The organism is Pseudomonas sp. A-RE-19 (assembly GCF_019956555.1).
GTDB lineage: Bacteria > Pseudomonadota > Gammaproteobacteria > Pseudomonadales > Pseudomonadaceae > Aquipseudomonas.
Genome location: NZ_JAHBDQ010000001.1, coordinates 184,558 through 206,736 on the forward strand (window position 1 = coordinate 184,558; position 22,179 = coordinate 206,736).

Here is a 22,179-nt window from a genome sequence, read left to right on the forward strand (position 1 = left end):
GCCAGCCGTCACATCAACGTAGGAGCTGGTAGGGGTTGACGAGTGAAACGAGGCTGCGATCTTTTAATCTTGCATGTAAAAAACAAAGTCAAAAGATCGCAGCCTCGTTTCACTCGACAGCTCCTACACCGCGCCTACAACCGCTTTGATGAATGCCTGAATCTTTGCGTGATCCTTGATGCCCTTGCTCGCCTCCACCCCACCACTGACATCGACCGCGTAGGGCCGGACCCGGGCAATCGCCTCGGCGACGTTGTCTGGCGTCAAGCCGCCCGCCAGGATGATCGGCTTGCTCAGGCCTTGCGGTATCAGAGACCAGTCGAAGGCTTCTCCGGTTCCACCGGGAACGCCTTCGACGTACGTGTCGAGCAGGATCCCGCTGGCACTGGCGTAGGCATCGCAAGCGGCTGCGATGTCATCACCGGCCTTGACCCGCAACGCCTTGATGTACGGTCGATGCCAGCCCTCGCAATCGGCCGCGGTCTCGTCGCCATGGAACTGCAACAGGTCCAGCGGCACGGCATCGAGAATTTCCCCCAACTCGCAGCGACTGGCGTTGACGAACAAACCCACGGTGGTTACGAACGGCGGCAAAGCCTTGATGATCGCCCTCGCCTGCTCGACCGTCACGGCCCGCGGGCTTTTGGCATAAAACACGAACCCGATGGCATCGGCCCCGGCCTCGACCGCCGCCAACGCATCCTCTATGCGGGTAATCCCACAAATTTTGCTGCGAACGGCTGACATGTCGATAGAACCTCAGGACAAATCCGGGAAAGTCCCGGATGGTAACAAAAGCGTTCGAGGGCGTCAGCCGTCAAGTTCCGAGAAGCCGGTAAGGAAGTGTGGGCCGATGTAACGCTCAGGCAGTTCAAACTCGTCGCGGTACTCGACCTGTACCAGATACAGGCCAAACGGATGAGCCGTCACCCCGCCGGAACGGCGAATACGACTTTCCAGCACTTCTTTCATCCACTCCACCGGACGCTCGCCGGCACCGATGGTCATCAGAACTCCGGCGATGTTGCGCACCATGTGGTGCAGGAACGCGCTGGCGCGAATATCCAGCACAATCATCTTGCCGTGGCGGGTGACGCGCAGGTGGTGCAGTTCCTTGATCGGCGATTTGGCCTGGCATTGGCCGGCACGGAATGCGCTGAAGTCATGAGTGCCGACCAGATACTGAGCGGCCTCGGCCATGCGCTCGACGTCCAGCGGGCGATGATTCCAGGTGATTTCTTCATTCAGGTGCGCCGGGCGGATCTGATCGTTGTAGATCACATAGCGATAGCGCCGGGCAATGGCCTTGAACCGCGCATGAAAATCCGCCGGCATGACCTTGGCCCAACTGACGCTGACGTCGTGCGGCAAATTGATGTTGGCGCCCATCACCCAAGCCTTCATCGAACGCTCGACCTGGGTGTCGAAATGCACCACTTGGCCACAGGCATGCACACCGGCGTCGGTGCGTCCGGCGCAATGCAGCGACACAGGAGAGTCGGCGACTTTGGACAAGGCCTTTTCGAGGGTTTCCTGCACTGTGGCAACGCCGGAGGCCTGACGCTGCCAGCCGCGATAACGCGAACCTTTGTATTCAACGCCCAACGCGATCCGGAAAAAGCCGTCGGCCGCCATTTCGGCGGCCGGATTATCTATATTTGCCAAGGGGCGACAGCCTGCTGATTTACGCAAAGGCGAGCATTATAAGGCCGCCGGACCGGGACGCCAGAGCTGCGTGATCTTCGAGCCCTACCCAACAGGCGCAACTGACGTTTTTGATATGACGGAATGCCCTCATCGCGAGCAGGCTCGCTCCCACATTTGATCGGGGCTGCCCGCATCATGCGTGCCTGGCACCAAACCTGTGGGAGCGAGCCTGCTCGCGATAGCGGTATAACTGCCGACAGTTGTGTTGAATGTGATGACCTCTTCGCGGGCAAGCCTCGCTCCTACAGGGGGATTGGTGCGAGCCGATGCGGACAACCCCACTGGGATTGGTGCCTGGCGCAAATAATGCGAACAACCCCGATCAAATGTAGGAGCGAGGCTTGCCCGCGAAGGCGATCCGACAGACACCAACGATCACCACCCAAACAAAAACGGCAGCCTCGATGGGCTGCCGCTTGTTTACGCCTTACCGATGACTCATGCCAGACGCGAGAGCATTTCCTTGGCTTCGCTCTTCTGACCGGCATCGCCTTCGGTCACCACCTCGTTGAGGATGTCCCGAGCGCCGTCGTTGTCGCCCATGTCGATGTAGGCCTGGGCCAGGTCGAGTTTGGTGGCGACTTCGTCGGTACCGGAGAGGAAATCGAAGTCCGGCTCATCGGCCGCGGAGGCCAAAGCGTCTTGCTCGGTGAAGCTCGGCTCACCGAGGCTCTGGGACAGACGATCCAGCTCGGCGTTGACGTCGTTGAGTTCGTTTTCGAAGGCGTCAGGCTGGTCCGGGGTGGCGTCCATTTCATCGGCGAGCGACAGATCGAAGTCCGATGGCAACTCCAGGTCATCGAGCGCCGCCTCAGTCACGGTCGGCGCTTCGGCGGCCGGCAAGTCCTTGAGGTCATCATCCAGACTCAGCAGGAAGTCATCTTCGGCCAGGGTCGCAGGCGAGGCATTGCCGCCCAGGTCCATGTCCAGGTCGAAGTCCGACAGATCGTCGAGGTTTTCCTTGATTTCAGTTTGTTGCTGCAATACCGACTCAAAGCTCAGGTCGTCGTCCAGCGGGAATTCGTCCAGCTCAGCCACAGCTTCTGGTGCTGGTGCTGGTGCTGGTGCTGGCTCTGGTGTTAGCTCCGGTGCTGGCTCTGGTTCCGCGGCAACGGCAGGCGAGATTGGAGCCGCCGCATCCAGATCGTCCAGGCTCAGATCGAAAGCGCTGTCGAAGTCGGACAATGCCGGTTCCGGGTCTTGCGGTTCGTCCAGCAGCAATTCCTTGACGTACTGCGCATCCAGCTCGGCGGCGATCGCCGCGGCGGCCAGACCACCTGCTGCCGCGATGGCCATGGCCGGGAAGCGGCTTTTCAACTGTTCAACCCGGGCGAAGTTGTCACCGTTGGCCACCAGTTGACGCTCCTGAGCGACAAACGCGTCGCGATCGCCCTGCTGACCGTAGACCTCCATCAGCTTCAAGCGCAGGTCACTGCGTTGCGGCTCTTGCTTGATAGCGTCTTCCAGCAATGCGGCGGCCTGATTCAGGCGACCGGCCATAATGTGCGACTGCACCTGAGCCAGTACGTCGTCAGAACGCTCGGCAGCGGGCGATACCAGTGGCGCCGCGATCGGGGGCGTCACCACAACCGGATCAATCACCGGAGCCGGTGCGGGTGCAGGGGTTGGTGCGGTCGCGAGCTTCACGCTTGGCGGCGGCACCTCAAGACCTTCAAAGCTGCTTTCTGGCAAGTCCTGGTCGACGGAGAACTCTTGCTCCTCCTCCAAGGCACGGGCCATGCGCAGATGCTTCTCGGCCTCTTGCTGAGCTTTGCGGCGACGGGCCAGCAACAGCAGCAACAGCAGCAGAACCACCGCGCCGCCGCCCACCAGCCCCAACAGGATCGGGTTGGTCAGCAGCTCGTTGAATTTCTGATCATCGGACGTCGCAGGCTCAGCGGCTGGCGCCGGAACGGCTTCGGGCGCGGCAGCCTCTGGCGCAGGTGTGACCGGAGCCGCGTCCGCCGGCGTTGGCGCAGGGTTGGTCGCCAGCTCAGCTGACATCGCCGGAGTGGTAGCCGGCGCACCCGCACCACCTTCGGCCTGCAGCTTGGCCAACTGATTGTTCTTCAGTTCGATCAGGCGTTGCAGCTTGTCCAGCTGACTCTGCAGATCGTTCATGCGGCTTTTCTGTTCAGCATTGTCACGACGAGCCGCGTCGAGGCTTTCCTGGGTGACGGCCAGCTTGTCGCTCAAGGCTTTCGCATCACCGGCGGCACCTTTGCCACGGCCCTTGCCAGTGTTGGCAGAGACCAGGCTCAGTTTGTCTGCGGCAGGTTGCGATGAAGCACCTTCACCGCGAGCGCGCTTGGTGGCATCGAGTTGCTGCTGACCGGTTCCCGGCTTCGCCACATAGCGACGGCCCTGACGCCACGCGGTGTTCTGCGCGGCAACTTCGGCAATGGCCTTGGGTTGCGGCAGGTTGGTGATCTGCGTTTGATCAGGCAGGCGCAGCACCTGACCGGTTTTCAGCCGGTTGATGTTGCCGTCGATGAACGCATCCGGGTTCAACGCCTGGATGGCCAGCATGGTCTGCTGAATCGAGCCACCGTTACGCGCCTTCGCGGCAATTTCCCACAGGGTATCGCGCGGCGTGGTGGTGTGTTCCGACGCCTTGGTGGCGCCGGTGACTGGGGCGGTCACCGTTTGGGCTGGCGCTGGTTGCGCGGCGGCATCAGCGGTTTGCGGCGAGAATTTGGACGGATCGAGCAGCACGCTGTAATCGCGCAGCAGACGACCGTTGGGCCACATCACCTGAACCAGGAATTTCACCATCGGTTCGGACAGCGGTTTGCTGGACGTGACACGCAGGATGCTTTTGCCGCTGGCGTTGAGTACCGGGGTGAAGGTCAGGTCATTGAGAAACGCCTGACGATCGACTCCCGCCTTGGCGAAGTCTTCGGGTGAGGCCAGGCTCGGCACCACTTCGCCTGCGGTGAGATCCTTGACATCAAGCAGCTCGATTTCCGCCACCAAAGGCTGGTTCAGCGTCGACTTCAGGGTCAGCTCTCCCAGCCCGAGGGCATGCGCCATACCGGAGGACAGCGCCGAGGCGGCCGCCATTGCTAACACCAGTTTGCGAACTTGAACCATAGCCTCATCCTTTGTTTGAACATTCCTCGGCCAGCGAGAAGGTGTTGATAGTCGCTGCCCTAAGGCATTGCGCGCGGCGGCGAAGAGTCGTCGCGCGCGATCATTTCATTCATGCGATGCAAGGCCCTGTGGGGTGGCTCGCCTCAAGCATTTCGAGCCAGCATAGCGCTCGACTGGAATCATTCGAAAAATTGTTGCCAAGTATCTTTTACAGCAGGTCTTTTATCAACAATTCGGCCACCTGCACAGCATTGAGCGCGGCGCCTTTGCGTACGTTATCTGACGTCAGCCACACATTAAGTTCCGCCGGGTCGTCGATCCCGCTGCGAACCCGACCAACGTAAACAACATCCTGCCCTACCGCATCACCTACCGGGGTCGGGTAATCGCCCGCCTCGACCAGTTCGATACCGGGCGCGGCTTCCAGAGCTGCGTTGACTTTCGCCAGATCGACAGCGCTCGATGACTGCAAGGTCACACTAAAGCTATCGCCGAAAAACACCGGAGCTTGAATACAAGTGACGGAAATCTTTAACAAAGGTAGCGCCATGACCTGACGCAACTCGCGCACCAGACGCTTTTCCAGCAGCGTATGACCCTGGGCATCAGGCGTACCGACTTGCGCCAGCAGGTTGAAGGCCATCTGCCGGTCGAAGAAAGCCGGCTCCAGCGGACGCACATTGAGCAGCTCGGCGGTTTGTCGGGCCAGCTCGGTGACGGCTTCGCGACCCTGGGCAGATACCGCCAGACACGCCGTCAGACTGATGCGTTGCAGGTCAAGCACATCGAGCAATGGCGCCAGCACCACCGCCAGCGTCGCGGCCGAAGGGCTTGGGCTGCTGACCTGGAAAGGCTTTTTCAGGCCGGCCAGAATTTCAGCGTTGGCCTCGGGCACCACTTGCGGCGCCTGATCGGCCGGCAAGGCGCCGGACAGGTCGATCAGCGAGCAGCCGGCGGCCGTGGCACGCGGGGCGAAACTGAGGGTCACCGCCGGGCCGGCGGCAAAGAACACCAACTGGACTTTGCTGAAATCGAACTCATCGACCTCCCGCACCCGCACGTTCTTGCCGCGAAACGGCACTGAATGCCCGGCCGACTCACTGCTCGCCAGCAGGTGCAAGTTGCCGACCGGAAAATCCCGCTCTTCGAGAATCTGGACGAGCGTTTCGCCGACAGTACCGGTGGCGCCGATCACGGCAATATCGAAGGACTGGCTCATGGTTCTACCTCTGGCGAAACGGGGGGAGCGGCACTTTACCGGGTGGGTGGCAGTGAGGCAATTGGGCTGGGGATTTGTGGTGGTTGTGCCGGCCTCTTCGCGAGCAAGCCCGCTCCCACATTTGATCTCCAGTGCTCACACGATCAATGTGGGAGCGGGCTTGCTCGCGAAGGCGGCCTGATAGACACCCGATAAATCCCGGACCGCCACTCTCCATAAAAAAACCCGCACCTCTTTCAAGGCGCGGGTTCTTCATTACATCAACCGATCAACGCTCGAGCAGAATCCGCAGCATGCGACGCAGCGGTTCGGCCGCACCCCACAGCAGTTGGTCGCCGACGGTGAACGCGCCGACGAACTGCGAACCCATGTTCAGCTTGCGCAGACGGCCGACCGGCACGTTCAGGGTGCCGGTGACTTTCGTCGGGCTCAGCTCCTGCATGCTGATCTCACGGTTGTTAGGCACCAGCTTGACCCACGGGTTGTGCTGGCTGATCAGCCCTTCGATGTCGGCGATCGGCACGTCTTTGTTCAGCTTGATGGTCAGCGCCTGGCTGTGGCAACGCATGGCGCCGATGCGCACGCAGATGCCGTCCACCGGGATCGGGCTCTTGAAGCGACCGAGGATCTTGTTGGTCTCGGCCTGGGCCTTCCACTCTTCGCGGCTCTGACCGTTCGGCAGTTCCTTGTCGATCCACGGGATCAGGCTGCCGGCCAGCGGTACGCCGAAGTTTTCGGTCGGGTACGCGTCGCTGCGCATCGCTTCGGCGACACGACGGTCGATGTCCAGAATGGCACTCGCCGGGTCGGCCAGTTGATCGGCGACAGCGGCGTGGGTCACACCCATTTGCTTGATCAGTTCACGCATGTGCTGCGCGCCGCCACCGGAGGCCGCCTGATAGGTCATGGCACTCATCCACTCGACCAGACCGGCTTCGAACAGACCGCCCAGGCCCATCAGCATCAGGCTGACGGTGCAGTTGCCGCCGATGTAGTTCTTGGTGCCCGCGTCGAGCTGCTGGTCGATGACCTTGCGGTTCACCGGGTCCAGCACGATGACGGCGTCATCCTGCATGCGCAGGCTGGAAGCGGCGTCGATCCAGTAACCCTGCCAGCCGGCTTCGCGCAGTTTCGGGAACACTTCGCTGGTGTAGTCGCCACCCTGGCAGGTCAGAATCACGTCGAGGGTTTTCAGCTCTTCAATGCTGTAAGCGTCCTTGAGCGGAGCAATGTCCTTGCCCACGGACGGGCCTTGGCCACCGACATTGGAAGTGGTGAAAAACACCGGCTCGATAAGATCGAAATCCTGCTCTTCCAGCATCCGCTGCATGAGCACGGAACCGACCATACCGCGCCAACCGATCAGACCTACACGTTTCATCGCAACTACACCTTCTTAAAAGTGGGCCGCTGCTTTCAAGGTTGAAAATTGCAGCGGGCCAAAGAGATTACAGATTCCGCAGCGCGGCGACTACTGCGTCGCCCATTTCCTGCGTACCGACCTTGGTGCAACCGGCCGACCAAATGTCACCCGTGCGCAGGCCCTGATCCAATACCAGGCTCACGGCCTTCTCGATGGCATCGGCCGCATCCTGCAGATTGAAGCTGTAACGCAACATCATCGACACCGACAGAATGGTCGCCAACGGGTTGGCAATGCCCTTGCCAGCGATGTCCGGCGCCGAACCGTGGCACGGCTCGTACATGCCTTTGTTGTTGGCATCCAGCGACGCCGACGGCAGCATGCCGATGGAACCGGTGAGCATCGACGCTTCGTCGGAAAGAATGTCGCCGAACAGGTTGTCGGTGACGATCACGTCGAACTGCTTCGGTGCACGCACCAGTTGCATGGCGGCGTTGTCGACGTACATGTGGCTCAGTTCGACGTCCGGGTAGTCCTTGGCCACCTGTTCGACGATTTCACGCCACAGTTGGCTGGAGGCCAGTACGTTGGCCTTGTCCACCGAGCACAGCTTCTTGCCACGCACGCGGGCCATGTCGAAACCGACACGGGCGATACGGCGGATTTCGGTTTCGCTGTATGGCAGGGTGTCATAGGCCTGACGCTCGCCGTTTTCCAGTTCACGCACACCGCGTGGCGCGCCGAAGTAGATGCCGCCGGTCAGTTCACGGACGATCAGGATATCCAGGCCAGCCACGATTTCCGCCTTCAGGCTGGAAGCCTCGGCCAGTTGCGGGTACAGGATCGCCGGACGCAGGTTGCCGAACAGGCCCAGTTGCGCACGGATTTTCAGCAGGCCGCGCTCAGGACGGATGTCGCGTTCGATGGTGTCCCATTTCGGACCGCCCACCGCGCCCAGCAATACCGCATCGGCGGCACGGGCACGGGCCAGGGTTTCGTCGGCCAGCGGCACGCCGTGCTTGTCGATGGCGGCGCCACCGATCACGTCGTGACTCAGTTCGAAGCCCAGGCTGTACTTGTCATTCGCCAGCTCCAGCACCTTGACCGCTTCGGCCATGATTTCCGGGCCAATACCGTCACCCGGGAGAATCAGAATCTGCTTGCTCATGCTTTCCTCATGTCGTCAGTCGGTGCGCCCTCAGGCGTACCCGGAAAAAGTCTTGGCACTTATCGCTCAGCCATCAGCACCAGCACATCGGTACTGAACGAGCCATCGGCCTCAATCTCAAAATATTCGCGAACTTCATTGCCCATCGACTGCTGCAACTCGCGGATCGCCGCGCGCATCACTTGCGGCGTGCGCATGCGCTCGACCCAGGACGTGTATTCAAGGCGCAGCCGTTGGCGCGTGGTGCTGCGGGTATGCAACCCCGCTTCGCTGACCTGACGCAACCACTCGCCGGCAGAATAATCGCGTACATGGCTGGTGTCGCGCAGCACTTCGACGCTTTGCAGGTAAGTGTCGAACAACGGGTTGCCCGGCGACAACACATCGATGAACGCCGCCACCCCGCCCGGCTTCAGCACCCGGCGAACTTCGCGCAGGGCCAGCCCGAGATCGCTCCAATGGTGCGCCGAATAACGGCTGAAGACGAAATCGAACTCGCCATCGGCGAACGGCAGGCGCTCGGCGGCACCCAGTACCGTGGACACGTTGCTCAAGCCGCGATCGACGGCAGCAGCGGCCACCACGTCGAGCATCTGCTGAGACAAATCGTAAGCCACCACTTCCTTGACCAGCGAGGCCACGTGAAAACTCACGTGGCCGGCGCCGCAACCGAGGTCGAGCACCCGGGCATCGCCCTGCCCCGCCAGTTCAGCCTGTAGCAGCGCGAATTCAGTGCCTTGAGCGTGTACGGCGCTGCTCAGGTAGGCCGAGGCCTGTTCACCGAATTGCTTTTGTACGACTTGGCTGTGCTTGGCGGTGCTGGTCATGGGACTTCCTTTTTGGGTGAATCTTGTGGTGTTTATTCGGACCTCATCGCGAGCAGGCTCGCTCCCACAGGGGAATGCATTTCAAATGTGGGAGCGAGCCTGCTCGCGATGGCGTCATCACGCCTTACGCAAAATCACGCGTCGCGAAACAACCACGGCTGGGTCGCGCGGTGTTTGGCTTCAAACGCCGCAATCGCCTCGCCGTCCTGCAAGGTCAGGCCGATATCGTCCAGGCCGTTGAGCAGGCAGTGTTTGCGGAAGGCATCGATCTCAAAATTCAACACCTTGCCATCCGGACGGGTCACGGTCTGGGCTTGCAGATCAACCTGCAACTGATAGCCCGGAGTCGCTTCAACCTGCTGGAACAGCTCATCGACTTCAGCGTCGCTCAGGATGATCGGCAGCAAGCCGTTCTTGAAGCTGTTGTTGAAGAAGATGTCGGCATAGCTCGGCGCGATGATGCTGCGGAAACCGTATTCTTCCAGCGCCCACGGCGCGTGTTCGCGGCTGGAGCCGCAACCGAAGTTCTCACGGGCCAGCAATACGCTCGCACCTTGATAACGCTCGGCGTTGAGGACGAAGTCCTTGTTCAACGGGCGTTTGGAGTTGTCCTGATACGGCTGCCCGACATCCAGGTAGCGCCATTCATCGAACAGGTTCGGACCAAAACCGGTGCGCTTGATCGACTTCAAGAACTGCTTCGGAATGATCTGGTCGGTGTCGACGTTGGCACGATCCAGAGGCGCGACAAGACCAGTGTGCTGGGTAAAAGCTTTCATGCTGCGCTCCTTTAGATCAATTCACGGACGTCGACGAAACGACCGTTCACCGCGGCGGCGGCGGCCATGGCCGGGCTGACGAGGTGCGTACGGCCACCGGCGCCCTGACGGCCTTCGAAGTTACGGTTGGAGGTCGACGCGCAATGCTCGCCCGACTCCAAACGGTCCGGGTTCATCGCCAGGCACATCGAGCAACCCGGCTCGCGCCATTCGAAACCGGCCTCAAGGAAAATCTTGTCCAGGCCTTCGGATTCGGCCTGAGCCTTCACCAGCCCCGAACCCGGCACCACGATGGCCTGTTTGATGGTCGAAGCCACTTTGCGACCCTTGGCGATCACGGCGGCGGCGCGCAGGTCTTCGATCCGCGAGTTGGTGCAGGAGCCAATGAATACGCGGTCCAGCTGAATGTCGGTGATCGCCTGATTGGCGGTCAAACCCATGTATTTCAAGGCACGTTCGATGGAGCCGCGCTTGACCAGGTCCATTTCCTTCGCAGGATCGGGAACATTCTGATCCACAGCCAACACCATTTCGGGCGAGGTGCCCCAGCTGACTTGCGGCTTGATCTGAGTAGCATCGAGCTCGACGATGGTGTCGAACTTGGCATCCGCGTCGGAAACCAGGTCTTTCCAGGCTTCGACAGCCAAATCCCATTCCGCGCCTTTCGGAGCAAATGGACGACCCTTGACGTAAGCCACGGTTTTTTCGTCGGCGGCCACCAGCCCTACGCGAGCGCCAGCCTCGATCGCCATGTTGCAGATGGTCATGCGACCTTCGACAGACAAGTCGCGAATCGCGCTACCGGCGAACTCGATGGCGTGGCCATTACCGCCGGCGGTGCCGATCTTGCCGATCACTGCGAGGACGATGTCCTTGGCGGTCACGCCGAACGGCAATTGACCTTCGACGGACACCCGCATGTTTTTCATCTTCTTCGCAACCAGGCACTGCGTGGCGAGCACGTGCTCGACCTCGGAAGTGCCGATACCGTGAGCCAGAGCACCGAATGCGCCGTGGGTCGAGGTGTGGGAGTCGCCGCAGACCACGGTCATGCCCGGCAAGGTTGCGCCCTGCTCCGGGCCGATGACGTGGACGATGCCTTGGCGGACGTCGTTCATCTTGAATTCGACGATGCCGTATTCGTCACAGTTATCGTCGAGGGTCTGGACCTGCAAACGCGAGACCTGGTCGACAATCGCTTCGATGCCGCCCTTGCGCTCCGGTGTGGTCGGAACGTTGTGGTCGGGGGTCGCGATGTTGGCATCGATGCGCCAAGGCTTGCGCCCGGCCAGACGCAGGCCTTCGAAGGCTTGCGGCGAGGTCACTTCGTGAATGATGTGACGATCGATGTAGATCAGCGCAGAGCCATCGTCGCGCTGCTTGACCAAATGCGAATCCCAGAGCTTGTCGTAGAGCGTTTTGCCGGCCATCAGACGGTTTCCTCATCAGCTTGTTTCTATGCCCCGGATCTTGAAAGTTTCAATAACCCTTTGGCTTGTGAGGTCGATCCTAGGGGGTTACATTAAATAACTCAAATTCATATTTTTTATGCTTTGCATAACCAACTGGAATACAACCGAGACATCATCATGGACCTCGCCAACCTCAATGCTTTTATCGCCATTGCAGAGACCGGAAGCTTCTCCGGCGCCGGCGAACGGCTGCACCTGACACAACCGGCCATCAGCAAGCGCATCGCCGGGCTGGAGCAGCAATTGAAGGTGCGGCTGTTCGATCGACTGGGCCGGGAAGTCAGCCTGACCGAAGCCGGTCGCGCCCTGCTGCCTCGGGCCTATCAGATCCTCAATGTGCTGGATGACACCCGCCGCGCCCTGACCAACCTGACCGGCGAAGTGTCCGGTCGTCTGACGTTGGCCACCAGTCATCACATTGGCCTGCACCGTTTGCCGCCCTTATTAAGGGAGTTCACTCGACGTTACCCACAAGTGGCGCTGGATATTCAGTTCCTCGATTCGGAAGTGGCTTACGAAGAAATCCTCCATGGCCGCGCCGAACTGGCGGTCATCACCCTTGCACCGGAGCCCCACGCACTGGTCAAAGCCACCCCGGTGTGGGACGACCCACTGGATTTTGTGGTCGCCCCGGAGCATTCACTGATCGCTAACGGTCCGGTCAGCCTGGCGGATATTGCCCTGCACCCTGCGGTTTTCCCCGGCGGCAATACCTTTACCCACCACATCGTGCAGCGTTTGTTCGAGGCCCAGGGCCTGACGCCGAACATCGCCATGAGCACGAATTATCTGGAAACCATAAAGATGATGGTCTCGATCGGCCTGGCCTGGAGCGTTTTGCCGCGCACCATGCTGGACGATCAAGTGGCGCGCATACCTTTGCCGGGCATACAACTCACTCGCCAGCTAGGCTATATCCTGCACACCGAACGGACGCTGTCGAACGCGGCACGGGCCTTTATGGCCCTGCTGGATGCACAAATCGATCAACCAGGGACTCGCGGCTAAGCTGTGCGACTTCTTTTGTGCTACGCCTATAGAGCCCCACCCCCCTGTGCCAAACGCCCAATTCAGCCCAAGGCCTGTTATCCATGCCCAAATCTGTTGAACGTATGCCGCCGATGCCGCGAATTCAGGCACTTGACCCAAAACGGTCCGAGCAGAGCTGGGAAAGTGCCCCGCAGTTGCTGGCCGCACTCAACGGTGCCCGCCTGGGCGCCTGGTATTGGGACATCGAGCGGGGGCAAATCAGTTGGTCGCGGGGCACTCAGGCGCTGTTCGGCTTCGATCCCCGGCAACCGTTGCCCGAGGACCTGGAATACCTCGACCTGCTGCCCCAGGAGGATCGGGCGAAAGCCATCCGCGCCTTCAATGCAGTGATCGCCGGCGCCCCGCTGGAACAGGCGATGCACCACCGCATTCGCTGGCCCGATGGCAGCCTGCATTGGCTGGAGATCAACGGCAGCTTGTTGCCGGACAAAAACGGCCGGCCACGCATGATCGGGGTGATTCGTGAAATCACCCATCAACGCCAGCGCGAACAGGCACTGAGCAGCTCGGAAAAACGCTTCGCCACGCTGTTCCACCTGTGCCCGAACATGGTGCTACTGACCCGCCAGGAAGACGGCCTGATCACCGAAGCCAATCAGTATTTCGAAAGCCTGTTCGGCTGGCCGGTGCAAGACGCTATTGGCCGAACCACGCTGGAGCTGGGCCTTTGGGTCGACCCGGAGCAACGGGCGCTGCTGGTCAAGGCCACCAAGGCCAAAGGCGAGCTGATTAACATGGAGGTGCAATTTCGCGCCAGCAACGGGCAGGTTCACGACGGCATTCTCAGCGCGCAAAAGGTCGAACTCGAGGGCCAGCCTTATCTGCTGAGCACGTTCCTCGACACCACCGAACGCAAAATCGCCGAACACGCCCTCAAAGACAGCCAGGAGCGCCTCGACCTGGCCCTGGATTCGGCGCAACTCGGCACCTGGGACTGGCACATCCCCAGCGGCATGCTTTACGGCTCTGCGCGGGCCGCTCAGTTGCACGGGCTGGACCCCAAACCCTTCCATGAATCCTTCGATGCGTTTTTCGAAGGCGTGCCCGGCGATGAACGCGACACCATGCGCGACGCCTACCGCAGCTTGCGCGAAGGCCCGGCCGGCAATTATCAGCTGACGTACCGCGTGCAGTTGTCGGACGGCAGTTCGCGCTACCTCGAAAGCCGCGCCAGACTCTACCGCGACGACCATGGCAACCCGCTGCGCATGGCCGGCACGCTGCTGGACATTACCGATCAGGTGGAGCGCGAACAGCAACTGGTGGCGTCGGAAGAGAAATTCGCCACCTTGTTCCAGGTCAGCCCGGACCCGATCTGTGTCACGCGCCAGGACACCGGCCATTTCATCGAGATCAACTCCAGTTTCACTCAAACGTTCGGCTGGAGCACCGCCGATGTGATTGGCCGCAGCGCCGACGAAATCGGCTTGTGGGACGCTTCGGCGAAAAGCCTGCAAAGGATCGAGCGGGTTATCCGCGAACAGGGCCTGAACAATGTGGCGATCGTCGTCCGGCACAAGGACGGGCAGTCCCTGACCTGCGTGATATCGAGCCGGCAGATCAGCGTCGGCGACCAACCCTGCATCGTCACCACCCTGCGCGACATCACCCAGCAGCAACGCTCGGAAGCGGCGCTCAAGGCCAGCGAGGAGAAGTTCGCCAAGGCCTTCCACTCAAGCCCCGACGCCATCAGCATTACCGAGCGCGACACCGGACGCTACCTGGAGGTCAACGATGGTTTCTGCCGTCTGACCGGTTTCCGCGCCGATGAAGTAATCGGTCGCACGGTGTATCAGGTCGGTATCTGGGCCGAAGAAAAACAACGCTCGGCGCTGCTGGCGGAGCTGCAGATCAAGGGCCGGGTTCACCATCAGGAAATGCTTGGGCGCAACAAACGCGGCGAATTGCTGACCGTCGAAGTCTCGGTGGAACCGATCACCCTGAACGAAACCGCTTGCCTGCTGCTGACCGCGCGGGATGTCAGCCTGCTGAAAAACGCTGAAGCGCAGATCCGCCACCTGGCCTACCACGATCCGTTGACCAACCTGCCCAACCGCGCACTGTTGATGGATCGCCTGAGCCAGCAGATCGCCCTGCTCAAGCGCCACAACCTGCGCGGCGCCCTGATGTTCCTCGACCTCGATCACTTCAAGCACATCAACGACTCCCTCGGTCACCCGGTGGGCGACACCGTGCTGAAAATCATTACTGCGCGCCTCGAAGCCAGCGTGCGCATGGAAGACACCGTGGCACGTCTGGGCGGTGACGAATTCGTGGTGCTGCTCAGCGGCCTGGAAGGCTCGCGCGGCGACGTCAGCATTCAGGTTCGGGAAGTGGCAGACACCTTGCGCGAACTGCTGTCCGAGCCGATGTTCCTCGACGGGCAGCGTCTGCAAGTGACGCCAAGCATCGGCATCGCGCTGATTCCCGACCACGGTTCCACCCCGACCGACCTGCTCAAGCGTGCCGATATCGCCCTCTATCGCGCCAAGGACTCGGGGCGCAACACCACGCAGATGTATCACAACACCATGCAGAAGGCCGCCAGCGAACGGCTGCGCATGGAAACCGACCTGCGCCTGGCCCTTGCCCGAGGTGAATTCAGCGTGCAGTACCAACCTCAGGTGGATGCCCGAGACAACCGAATTACCGGCGCCGAAGCCTTGGTACGCTGGCAGCATCCAGAATTTGGCGCGCAATCGCCCACCGAGTTCATCAAGGTCCTGGAAGACAGCGGGCTGATTCTGGAAGTCGGTACGTGGATCCTCGACGAAGCCTGCGCGGCCTTCAAACAACTGACCGCCAAAGGCCTGATCGACCCGCTCGATTTCAGTCTGTGCGTGAACATCAGCCCACGGCAATTCCGTCAGAACGACTTCGTCGAACGCATCGAACACAGCCTCGGCAGCTACGGCCTGCCCTGCTCGTTGCTGAAACTGGAAATCACCGAAGGCATCGTCATTCAGAACCTGGACGACACCATCAGCAAAATGCGTCGCTTGAAAAAACTCGGCGTGAGCTTTGCCATGGACGATTTCGGTACCGGTTATTCCTCACTGACCTACCTCAAGCGCCTGCCGGTAGATACGCTGAAAATCGACCAGTCATTCATCCGCGACTCCACCACCGACCCCAACGATGCCGAAATCATTCGCGCCATTGTCGCCATGGCCCGCAGCCTGGAGTTGAAGGTGATCGCCGAAGGGGTGGAAACCCTGGAGCAGCTGGAGTTTTTGCAGGGGCTGGGCTGCCATTTGTATCAGGGGTATTTGCACAGCCGGCCGCTGCCGGTGGAGGAGTTTCAGAAGCTGCTCAAGTGACACGTACAAAGAAGGGCGCCAATGGCGCCCTTCTCACTGCTCTGAGCGATTAATGCTGCAGAGCCGGCTTCTGCGTCCCGTTGATCGGGATGCGTTTGGCTTTCGCTTCTTCCGGAATCACGCGCAGCAGGTCGATACTCAACAAACCGTTGCGCAGTTCGGCGGCCTTGATTTCGATATGGTCCGCCAGACGGAACGACAGTTTGAAGGCGCGCTGCGCGATGCCTTGGTACAGATAAGTGACGCTTTCGTCCGCGTCACGTTTGCCGCCACTGATGGTCAGCACACCTTTTTCCACTTGCAGGTCCAGGTCTTCTTCCTGGAAACCGGCGGCCGCTACGACAATGCGGTATTGGTCATCACCGTATTTTTCAACGTTGTAGGGTGGATAGGTGCTGCCTGGCTCATTGCGCAGGGCGGTTTCGAACAGGTCGTTGAAACGGTCGAAACCTACCGAGGAACGGAACAGTGGGGCCAGGGAAAATGCAGTACTCATGATTCAAATCTCCTGAACATAATCAGCAAGTTTTTTGTCTCCGCGACCCGAATTCGGCATCGCGTAATCCTTAGATAAGGATCGCTGATTGCTTTTCAAGAGATTTTTTTCAGTTTTTTTTAAGTGGATTCAGGCCGCTTCAGACACCTGCAAACCCAGTAAACGCGAGACATTATCCAGTTCCGTCTCACGACGCAGAACGGTGAACAGCTCTACCGCTTCTGGATAATTGCGGGTCAGCATCGCCAGCCACTGCTTCAAGCGACCCGGCGATTGGCGTGGCGTCATCTGCGCCTTGGCTTGCAGCCAGAAGTCCTGAATCAGCGGCAGCAGCTCGGCCCAGGTCATCTCGACGACCTCTTCACCGGCGCGGGCGGCGGCGATCTGCCGGGCCAGATCCGGGCGCGATACCAGACCACGACCCAGCATGATGTCCTCGACGCCGCTGATCTCGCGGCAACGGCGCCAGTCCTCGACGCTCCAGATGTCGCCGTTGGCAAACACCGGCACCTTGACCACGTCCTGCACTCGCGGGATCCATTCCCAGTGAGCCGGCGGCTTGTAGCCATCAGTCTTCGTCCGTGCGTGAACCACGATGTGCGCCGCGCCGCCTTCGGCCAGGGCCGTGGCGCAAACCAGCGCACCGTCCGGGCTGTCGAAACCCAGGCGCATCTTGGCGGTCACCGGAATGTGCGCGGGGACGGCACGGCGTACGTGTTCGACGATTTCGTTGAGCAGTTCAGGTTCCTTGAGCAGCACCGCGCCGCCACGGGACTTGTTCACGGTCTTGGCAGGGCAGCCGAAGTTCAGGTCGATGACCTCGGAACCCAATTCGCAGGCCAGCGCAGCGTTTTCCGCCAGGCACACCGGATCGGAGCCGAGCAGTTGCACCCGCAGCGGAACGCCGGACGCGGTTCGCGCGCCGGTCAACAGTTCCGGGCCGAACTTGTGGTAATAGGCAGGCGTGAGCAGCTGATCGTTGATCCGAATGAACTCGGTCACGCACCAATCGATACCGCCCACACGGGTCAGCACGTCCCGCAGGATGTTGTCGACCAACCCCTCCATGGGCGCCAAAGCAATTTGCATGAAAAACACACTCAACGAAAAACGTGCGGCAGTTTACTGGGTTTCGACCGCTAAACCCACGCCCACGTAGGAGCAGCCGAAGGCTGCGATCTTTCAGCAAGCCAGGAAAGAGCAAGATCAAAAGATCGCAGCCTTCGGCAGCTCCTACAAGGGCCGTGTCAGGTCACAGGCTGCAATGCCGGGCCATAGCCCTCGATGAACTCCTCCGGCATGCGCTTGGGCTTGCCGGTCGACAGCTCGATACACACGAAAGTGGTCTGCGCCCGCAGCAACGTGGTGTTGTCGCTGGGGCGCTTCAACTGAAAGTGTCGGGTCATTTTCAGGCGCTGGTCCCAATCGACGATCCAGGTCGCCAACTGCAACTCATCACCCTCATAGGCTGCTGCCAGGTAATCGATCTCGTGCCGCACCACCGCCATCGCCCGATCCAGCCGCCGGTACTCGACCAGGTCCAGGCCCAGCCGTTGCGAGTGGCGCCAGGCGCAGCGTTCGAGCCAGGTCACGTACACCGCGTTGTTCGCGTGGCCCAGTCCGTCGATGTCCTCGGCGCCCACTTCCAGATCAATGATAAACGGCGTTGCCCGATCCCAGCCCATGCCCCACTCCCGGTCAGATTATTTCGACCGGGGCAGTGTAACGGATGCTCAGGCCGATTGGCGCGATTGCAGGCTGCGACCGGCCAGCAGCGAGAGAACACCGTCGATCACCCGCGGATCAGCCAACACCCGCTGATGCCCGCCCTCTTCCAGGCGCAACAGACGGCTGTCGAACCAGGCTTCGTGGATCAATTGGGATTCCTTGACCGAGACAAAACTGTCGTCCTCGGCATGGACGATCAACCCCGGCATATCGAGCTGATAATGCGCCACATCCAGCGCGGCTGCGCGCATGCCGACGTCTTTCTCGACCTGGCGAATGAACGCCGAACGGGCTTTTGGCGGCAGGCGAACATAGCGGGCGAAACCGCGCAGCACCCCGAGAATTCGCGCCGGGGCGGCAATCGAGACCAGGGTTTCGGTGCGCAAGCCCAACTGAACCGCGAGCATGGCACTGGCGCCGCCCATGGAGTGACCGATCACCGCTTGCAGTGGCGGCAACTCAGCGGCCGCTTCGAGCATCGCCCGAGCGAACAGCACCACATTAGCCTCGCGGCCAGGCGAGCGACCGTGAGCCGGGCCGTCCAGGGCAACCACGGTGTAACCGGCATCGACCAGCGCGGTGATCAGCGCGGCAAACTGTGTTGGCCGACCTTCCCAGCCGTGCATCAACAACACTGCCGGACCTTGGCCCCAGCGCAGCGCCGAGAGACCGAAGCGCAAAGTGATTCGCTCGGATTTCGCCAGCAGCGGCAGTTCCCAGTCACGTGGCAGCAATTGCCGCGGAGTCATGAATGCCAGACGCATCTTGCTCGCGACCAGCTTCGGCGCGAACCAGCCCAAGGTGCCATTAACCCCACGAACCCAGCTCAACGTGTTCATCGCCCATCTCCTCAGGCTGACGCCTTTAGGTCATAGCACCGCCGACTTGGCGGCGCGCAGCAATCGATCGGACAACTCTCCTGGCCCCAACGCCCGCGCCAGAGCCAAACCACCGACCATCAAGGCCAAATCTGCCAAGGCTTTGTCGGCCTCTTCAGGGCTGGCCGCCAACTGTGCGACCATCAACTCGACATGTTCATTCAACGCCACACGGAATTCTTCCGGCAGACGGCCCAGTTCGCCGATCGACGCTGGAATCGGGCATGCCTGCTCAGTGGAATCACGATGCTTGCGCGACAAATAGAACGCTGCGACCAGCGCGCGACGCTCTTCGCCGGTCAATTCGGCGTCCATGTCGGCAATCAAGCCGCGACGATGGCTGAGCAACTGTTTGAATGCCTCCAGCATCAACGCGTCCTTGCTTTCGAAGTGCGCATAGAAGCCGCCGACCGTCAGGCCCGCCGCGCCCATCACTTCACCCACGCTCGGCTCGGCCGGGCCGCGCTGGATCAGCGCTGCACTGGCAGCCTTGAGGATGCGTTCGCGGGTTTGAGCTTTTTTATCGTTCATCGTTGCCTCCGAATATTACGACTAGAATATTATTCTCATAATAATTTTCCGCAAGTCGTGGATGTGACCGCTGGTCTGAAGAACAGTTTTGAGGAAAAGGAGATTTGGCCAAACGCCAGACAAACAAAAGGGCCATTCAATAATTGAATGACCCTTATAAAATCCCGCAGAGCGGGTAATCGTGGCGTCCCCTAGGGGACTCGAACCCCTGTTACCGCCGTGAAAGGGCGGTGTCCTAGGCCACTAGACGAAGGGGACGCAAAACCTTCTATACAACTGATCAGTGCTGAGAGCTGATCGATTCAAGGCCGGTGTGGCCAGACCTTGAACTGTAAAATTGGTGGAGCTAGACGGGATCGAACCGTCGACCTCTTGCATGCCATGCAAGCGCTCTCCCAGCTGAGCTATAGCCCCGGATTTTTCGCCTCGCGGCGGAGCGACATCTTGCAACATCGCTTCTGTAAAACTGGCGTCCCCTAGGGGACTCGAACCCCTGTTACCGCCGTGAAAGGGCGGTGTCCTAGGCCACTAGACGAAGGGGACGCAAACCCTTCTATACATCAGATCAACGCTGAGTGTTGATCGCTTCAAGGCCGGTGTGGCCAGGCCTTGAAGTGTAAATTGGTGGAGCTAGACGGGATCGAACCGTCGACCTCTTGCATGCCATGCAAGCGCTCTCCCAGCTGAGCTATAGCCCCTCATCGCTGAGGACGGGGCGAATCTTAATGGCGCATCGGAAGGCTGTCAAACTTATTTTTCAAAAAAATTAAAATTTTTTGCCCACATAACAATCACTTACCGCCCTCCCCCCGTAAATTCAGGGTTTCGGGGAGAGTGCAGACCCTGTAGGAGCGAGGCTTGCCCGCGAAGGCGTCTGGTCTGGCACACCGCGTTATCGTTCTTCGCGGGCAAGCCTCGCTCCTACTGGAGGAATCAGGCGATATTGCCCAGGAGTTTTTCCCACTCCTTGTTTTCCTTCTTCGACACGCCGCCCAGCAGGTCGATAGCCTGGCGCAGACGGAAACGCGTCAGGTCCGGACCGAGGATTTCCATCGCGTCGAGCACCGACACCGAGCTGGCCTGGCCAGTGATCGCGGCGAACATCAGCGGCATGGCATCACGCAGCTTCAATTCCAGGGATTCGACCACCGCCTGGATGGTTGCAGTGATGCTGTCCTTCTCCCACTGACGCAGGCTTTCCAGCTTCCACAGAATCAATTGCATCAACTGACGAACCTGATCGCCCGAGAGCTTCTTGGATTCGAACAGCTTGGCGTCCGGGTTCACGCCACCGGCGAAGAAGAAGCCGGCCAGCGGTGCGACCTGGCTGAAAGTTTCAACCCGGCCCTGCACGTGCGGTGCGATCTTCATCATGTATTCAGGGTTCAGTGCCCACTTTTGCAGACGAGCGGCGAACTCTTCCACCGGCAGGTCACGCAACCATTGGCCGTTGAGCCACGACAGCTTCTCGATGTCGAAAATCGGCCCGCCGAGGGAGACGCGGCTCAGGTCGAAGTTGTCGACCATTTCCTGCAGCGAGAACTTCTCGCGCTCGTCCGGCATCGACCAGCCCATGCGGCCCAGGTAGTTGAGCATTGCTTCCGGCATGAAGCCCATGCGCTCGTAGAAGGTCACCGAGGTCGGGTTCTTGCGCTTGGACAGCTTGCTCTTGTCCGGGTTACGCAGCAGCGGCATGTAGCACAGCTGCGGTTGTTCCCAGCCGAAGTATTCGTACAAAAGGATCAGTTTCGGCGCCGATGGCAGCCATTCTTCACCGCGCAGAACGTGGGTAATGCCCATCAGATGGTCATCGACCACGTTGGCCAGGAAGTACGTTGGCAGGCCGTCGGTTTTCATCAGCACTTGCATGTCCATGCGATCCCACGGGATCTCGACGTCGCCACGCAGCATGTCCGGCACCACGCACACGCCTTCGGTCGGCACTTTCATGCGGATGACGTGTGGCTCGCCGGCGGCCAGGCGGCGCGCGACTTCTTCCTTGGACAGCAACAGCGCACGGCCGTCGTAACGCGGGGTTTCGCCACGCGCCATTTGTTCGGCGCGCATCTGGTCCAACTCTTCGGCCGTGCAGAAGCACGGGAAGGCATGGCCCATGTCGACCAGTTGCTGGCAGTACTTCTGATAGATATCGCCACGCTCGCTTTGACGGTAAGGACCGTGCGGGCCGCCGACGTCCGGGCCTTCGCTCCAGTCGATACCCAACCAGCGCAGGGCGTCGAAAATCTGCTGTTCCGACTCGCGGGTCGAGCGCAGTTGGTCAGTGTCTTCGATCCGCAGGATGAACTCACCGCCATGCTGCTTGGCAAAGCAGTAGTTGAACAAAGCGATGTAAGCGGTACCTACGTGGGGGTCCCCGGTAGGCGATGGCGCGATGCGAGTGCGGACGGTGGTCATGGCATGTCTCGAAAAGAATAAAAGCGAAAATCAAACAAGAGGCGAATGGTAACAGGCGATAGCCGCCCGGCTCCAGTGAGTGGGGTATTTACCTCTACATCACTCGTAGGCCGAGGTGGGTTGAGGGCCGGGG

Annotated in this window: 17 protein-coding genes and 4 tRNA genes; 2 read left to right on the forward strand and 19 right to left on the reverse strand. The window is 60.4% G+C overall.

Going from position 1 to position 22,179, the window contains the following annotated elements:
• Window positions 1-123: 123 nt before the first annotated feature.
• From KGB14_RS01010 to leuC, 9 genes are all read right to left on the reverse strand, one after another.
• Window positions 124-747, reverse strand: coding sequence for a phosphoribosylanthranilate isomerase (locus KGB14_RS01010; RefSeq protein WP_223483697.1), 624 nt, complete (start codon window positions 745-747; stop codon window positions 124-126).
• A 63-nt stretch (window positions 748-810) separates the two neighbouring features.
• Window positions 811-1,635 carry a tRNA pseudouridine(38-40) synthase TruA gene (truA, locus tag KGB14_RS01015; RefSeq protein WP_223483716.1) on the reverse strand — a complete coding sequence of 275 codons (825 nt, stop codon included), beginning with the start codon at window positions 1,633-1,635 and terminating at the stop codon, window positions 811-813.
• Window positions 1,636-2,145: 510 nt separating this feature from the next.
• Window positions 2,146-4,800 carry a FimV/HubP family polar landmark protein gene (locus KGB14_RS01020; RefSeq protein ID WP_223483698.1) on the reverse strand — a complete coding sequence of 885 codons (2,655 nt, stop codon included), beginning with the start codon at window positions 4,798-4,800 and terminating at the stop codon, window positions 2,146-2,148.
• Between the two features lie 208 nt (window positions 4,801-5,008).
• Window positions 5,009-6,019 carry an aspartate-semialdehyde dehydrogenase gene (locus KGB14_RS01025; RefSeq protein ID WP_223483699.1) on the reverse strand — a complete coding sequence of 337 codons (1,011 nt, stop codon included), beginning with the start codon at window positions 6,017-6,019 and terminating at the stop codon, window positions 5,009-5,011.
• A 268-nt stretch (window positions 6,020-6,287) separates the two neighbouring features.
• Window positions 6,288-7,400 carry an aspartate-semialdehyde dehydrogenase gene (gene asd, locus KGB14_RS01030; protein ID WP_008075929.1) on the reverse strand — a complete coding sequence of 371 codons (1,113 nt, stop codon included), beginning with the start codon at window positions 7,398-7,400 and terminating at the stop codon, window positions 6,288-6,290.
• Between the two features lie 67 nt (window positions 7,401-7,467).
• Complete coding sequence (leuB, locus tag KGB14_RS01035; RefSeq protein ID WP_007935187.1) at window positions 7,468-8,550, reverse strand: 3-isopropylmalate dehydrogenase; 1,083 nt, start codon at window positions 8,548-8,550, stop codon at window positions 7,468-7,470.
• Window positions 8,551-8,609: 59 nt separating this feature from the next.
• On the reverse strand, window positions 8,610-9,377 hold the full coding sequence (locus KGB14_RS01040; protein WP_223483700.1) for a class I SAM-dependent methyltransferase: 768 nt from the start codon (window positions 9,375-9,377) through the stop codon (window positions 8,610-8,612).
• A 134-nt stretch (window positions 9,378-9,511) separates the two neighbouring features.
• Window positions 9,512-10,156 (reverse strand): 3-isopropylmalate dehydratase small subunit, encoded by a 645-nt coding sequence (gene leuD / locus KGB14_RS01045; protein ID WP_223483701.1) that lies wholly within the window; start codon window positions 10,154-10,156, stop codon window positions 9,512-9,514.
• A gap of 11 nt (window positions 10,157-10,167) precedes the next feature.
• Window positions 10,168-11,586 (reverse strand): 3-isopropylmalate dehydratase large subunit, encoded by a 1,419-nt coding sequence (leuC, locus tag KGB14_RS01050; RefSeq protein WP_223483702.1) that lies wholly within the window; start codon window positions 11,584-11,586, stop codon window positions 10,168-10,170.
• Between the two features lie 159 nt (window positions 11,587-11,745).
• Here leuC and KGB14_RS01055 point away from each other — a divergent pair, with 159 nt between their 5' ends.
• Window positions 11,746-12,636: a LysR family transcriptional regulator gene (locus tag KGB14_RS01055; protein ID WP_007905966.1), complete on the forward strand. Its 891-nt coding sequence runs from the start codon at window positions 11,746-11,748 to the stop codon at window positions 12,634-12,636.
• An 83-nt stretch (window positions 12,637-12,719) separates the two neighbouring features.
• On the forward strand, window positions 12,720-15,998 hold the full coding sequence (locus tag KGB14_RS01060; RefSeq protein WP_223483703.1) for a PAS domain S-box protein: 3,279 nt from the start codon (window positions 12,720-12,722) through the stop codon (window positions 15,996-15,998).
• A 49-nt stretch (window positions 15,999-16,047) separates the two neighbouring features.
• Here KGB14_RS01060 and KGB14_RS01065 read toward each other — a convergent pair whose 3' ends face one another.
• The 10 genes from KGB14_RS01065 to gltX form a co-directional block, all read right to left on the reverse strand.
• Complete coding sequence (locus KGB14_RS01065; RefSeq protein ID WP_007905974.1) at window positions 16,048-16,494, reverse strand: Hsp20 family protein; 447 nt, start codon at window positions 16,492-16,494, stop codon at window positions 16,048-16,050.
• 129 nt (window positions 16,495-16,623) lie between these two features.
• Window positions 16,624-17,583: a tRNA dihydrouridine synthase gene (locus KGB14_RS01070; RefSeq protein ID WP_223483704.1), complete on the reverse strand. Its 960-nt coding sequence runs from the start codon at window positions 17,581-17,583 to the stop codon at window positions 16,624-16,626.
• Window positions 17,584-17,741: 158 nt separating this feature from the next.
• Window positions 17,742-18,179, reverse strand: coding sequence for an acyl-CoA thioesterase (locus tag KGB14_RS01075; RefSeq protein ID WP_223483705.1), 438 nt, complete (start codon window positions 18,177-18,179; stop codon window positions 17,742-17,744).
• Between the two features lie 48 nt (window positions 18,180-18,227).
• Entirely contained in the window at window positions 18,228-19,061 is an 834-nt protein-coding gene (locus tag KGB14_RS01080; RefSeq protein ID WP_223483706.1) for an alpha/beta fold hydrolase, read from the reverse strand.
• A 30-nt stretch (window positions 19,062-19,091) separates the two neighbouring features.
• Window positions 19,092-19,631: a TetR/AcrR family transcriptional regulator gene (locus KGB14_RS01085; RefSeq protein WP_223483707.1), complete on the reverse strand. Its 540-nt coding sequence runs from the start codon at window positions 19,629-19,631 to the stop codon at window positions 19,092-19,094.
• A 182-nt stretch (window positions 19,632-19,813) separates the two neighbouring features.
• Window positions 19,814-19,889: transfer RNA gene (locus KGB14_RS01090), tRNA-Glu, on the reverse strand.
• Between the two features lie 80 nt (window positions 19,890-19,969).
• Window positions 19,970-20,045, reverse strand: a tRNA-Ala gene (locus KGB14_RS01095).
• A gap of 53 nt (window positions 20,046-20,098) precedes the next feature.
• Window positions 20,099-20,174: transfer RNA gene (locus tag KGB14_RS01100), tRNA-Glu, on the reverse strand.
• Window positions 20,175-20,253: 79 nt separating this feature from the next.
• A tRNA-Ala gene (locus KGB14_RS01105) sits at window positions 20,254-20,329 on the reverse strand.
• A gap of 235 nt (window positions 20,330-20,564) precedes the next feature.
• Window positions 20,565-22,046: a glutamate--tRNA ligase gene (gene gltX / locus KGB14_RS01110; RefSeq protein WP_223483708.1), complete on the reverse strand. Its 1,482-nt coding sequence runs from the start codon at window positions 22,044-22,046 to the stop codon at window positions 20,565-20,567.
• Window positions 22,047-22,179: the final 133 nt, after the last annotated feature.

What these genes read in the sequence shown, in the direction of transcription:
- KGB14_RS01010 (WP_223483697.1), bottom strand. Translation starts at nt 747, where the DNA reads ATGTCAGCCGTTCGCAGCAAAATTTGTGGGATTACCCGCATAGAGGAT.
- truA (WP_223483716.1), bottom strand. Translation starts at nt 1,635, where the DNA reads ATGGCGGCCGACGGCTTTTTCCGGATCGCGTTGGGCGTTGAATACAAA.
- KGB14_RS01020 (WP_223483698.1), bottom strand. Translation starts at nt 4,800, where the DNA reads ATGGTTCAAGTTCGCAAACTGGTGTTAGCAATGGCGGCCGCCTCGGCG.
- KGB14_RS01025 (WP_223483699.1), bottom strand. Translation starts at nt 6,019, where the DNA reads ATGAGCCAGTCCTTCGATATTGCCGTGATCGGCGCCACCGGTACTGTC.
- asd (WP_008075929.1), bottom strand. Translation starts at nt 7,400, where the DNA reads ATGAAACGTGTAGGTCTGATCGGTTGGCGCGGTATGGTCGGTTCCGTG.
- leuB (WP_007935187.1), bottom strand. Translation starts at nt 8,550, where the DNA reads ATGAGCAAGCAGATTCTGATTCTCCCGGGTGACGGTATTGGCCCGGAA.
- KGB14_RS01040 (WP_223483700.1), bottom strand. Translation starts at nt 9,377, where the DNA reads ATGACCAGCACCGCCAAGCACAGCCAAGTCGTACAAAAGCAATTCGGT.
- leuD (WP_223483701.1), bottom strand. Translation starts at nt 10,156, where the DNA reads ATGAAAGCTTTTACCCAGCACACTGGTCTTGTCGCGCCTCTGGATCGT.
- leuC (WP_223483702.1), bottom strand. Translation starts at nt 11,586, where the DNA reads ATGGCCGGCAAAACGCTCTACGACAAGCTCTGGGATTCGCATTTGGTC.
- KGB14_RS01055 (WP_007905966.1), top strand. Translation starts at nt 11,746, where the DNA reads ATGGACCTCGCCAACCTCAATGCTTTTATCGCCATTGCAGAGACCGGA.
- KGB14_RS01060 (WP_223483703.1), top strand. Translation starts at nt 12,720, where the DNA reads ATGCCCAAATCTGTTGAACGTATGCCGCCGATGCCGCGAATTCAGGCA.
- KGB14_RS01065 (WP_007905974.1), bottom strand. Translation starts at nt 16,494, where the DNA reads ATGAGTACTGCATTTTCCCTGGCCCCACTGTTCCGTTCCTCGGTAGGT.
- KGB14_RS01070 (WP_223483704.1), bottom strand. Translation starts at nt 17,583, where the DNA reads ATGCAAATTGCTTTGGCGCCCATGGAGGGGTTGGTCGACAACATCCTG.
- KGB14_RS01075 (WP_223483705.1), bottom strand. Translation starts at nt 18,179, where the DNA reads ATGGGCTGGGATCGGGCAACGCCGTTTATCATTGATCTGGAAGTGGGC.
- KGB14_RS01080 (WP_223483706.1), bottom strand. Translation starts at nt 19,061, where the DNA reads ATGAACACGTTGAGCTGGGTTCGTGGGGTTAATGGCACCTTGGGCTGG.
- KGB14_RS01085 (WP_223483707.1), bottom strand. Translation starts at nt 19,631, where the DNA reads ATGAACGATAAAAAAGCTCAAACCCGCGAACGCATCCTCAAGGCTGCC.
- gltX (WP_223483708.1), bottom strand. Translation starts at nt 22,046, where the DNA reads ATGACCACCGTCCGCACTCGCATCGCGCCATCGCCTACCGGGGACCCC.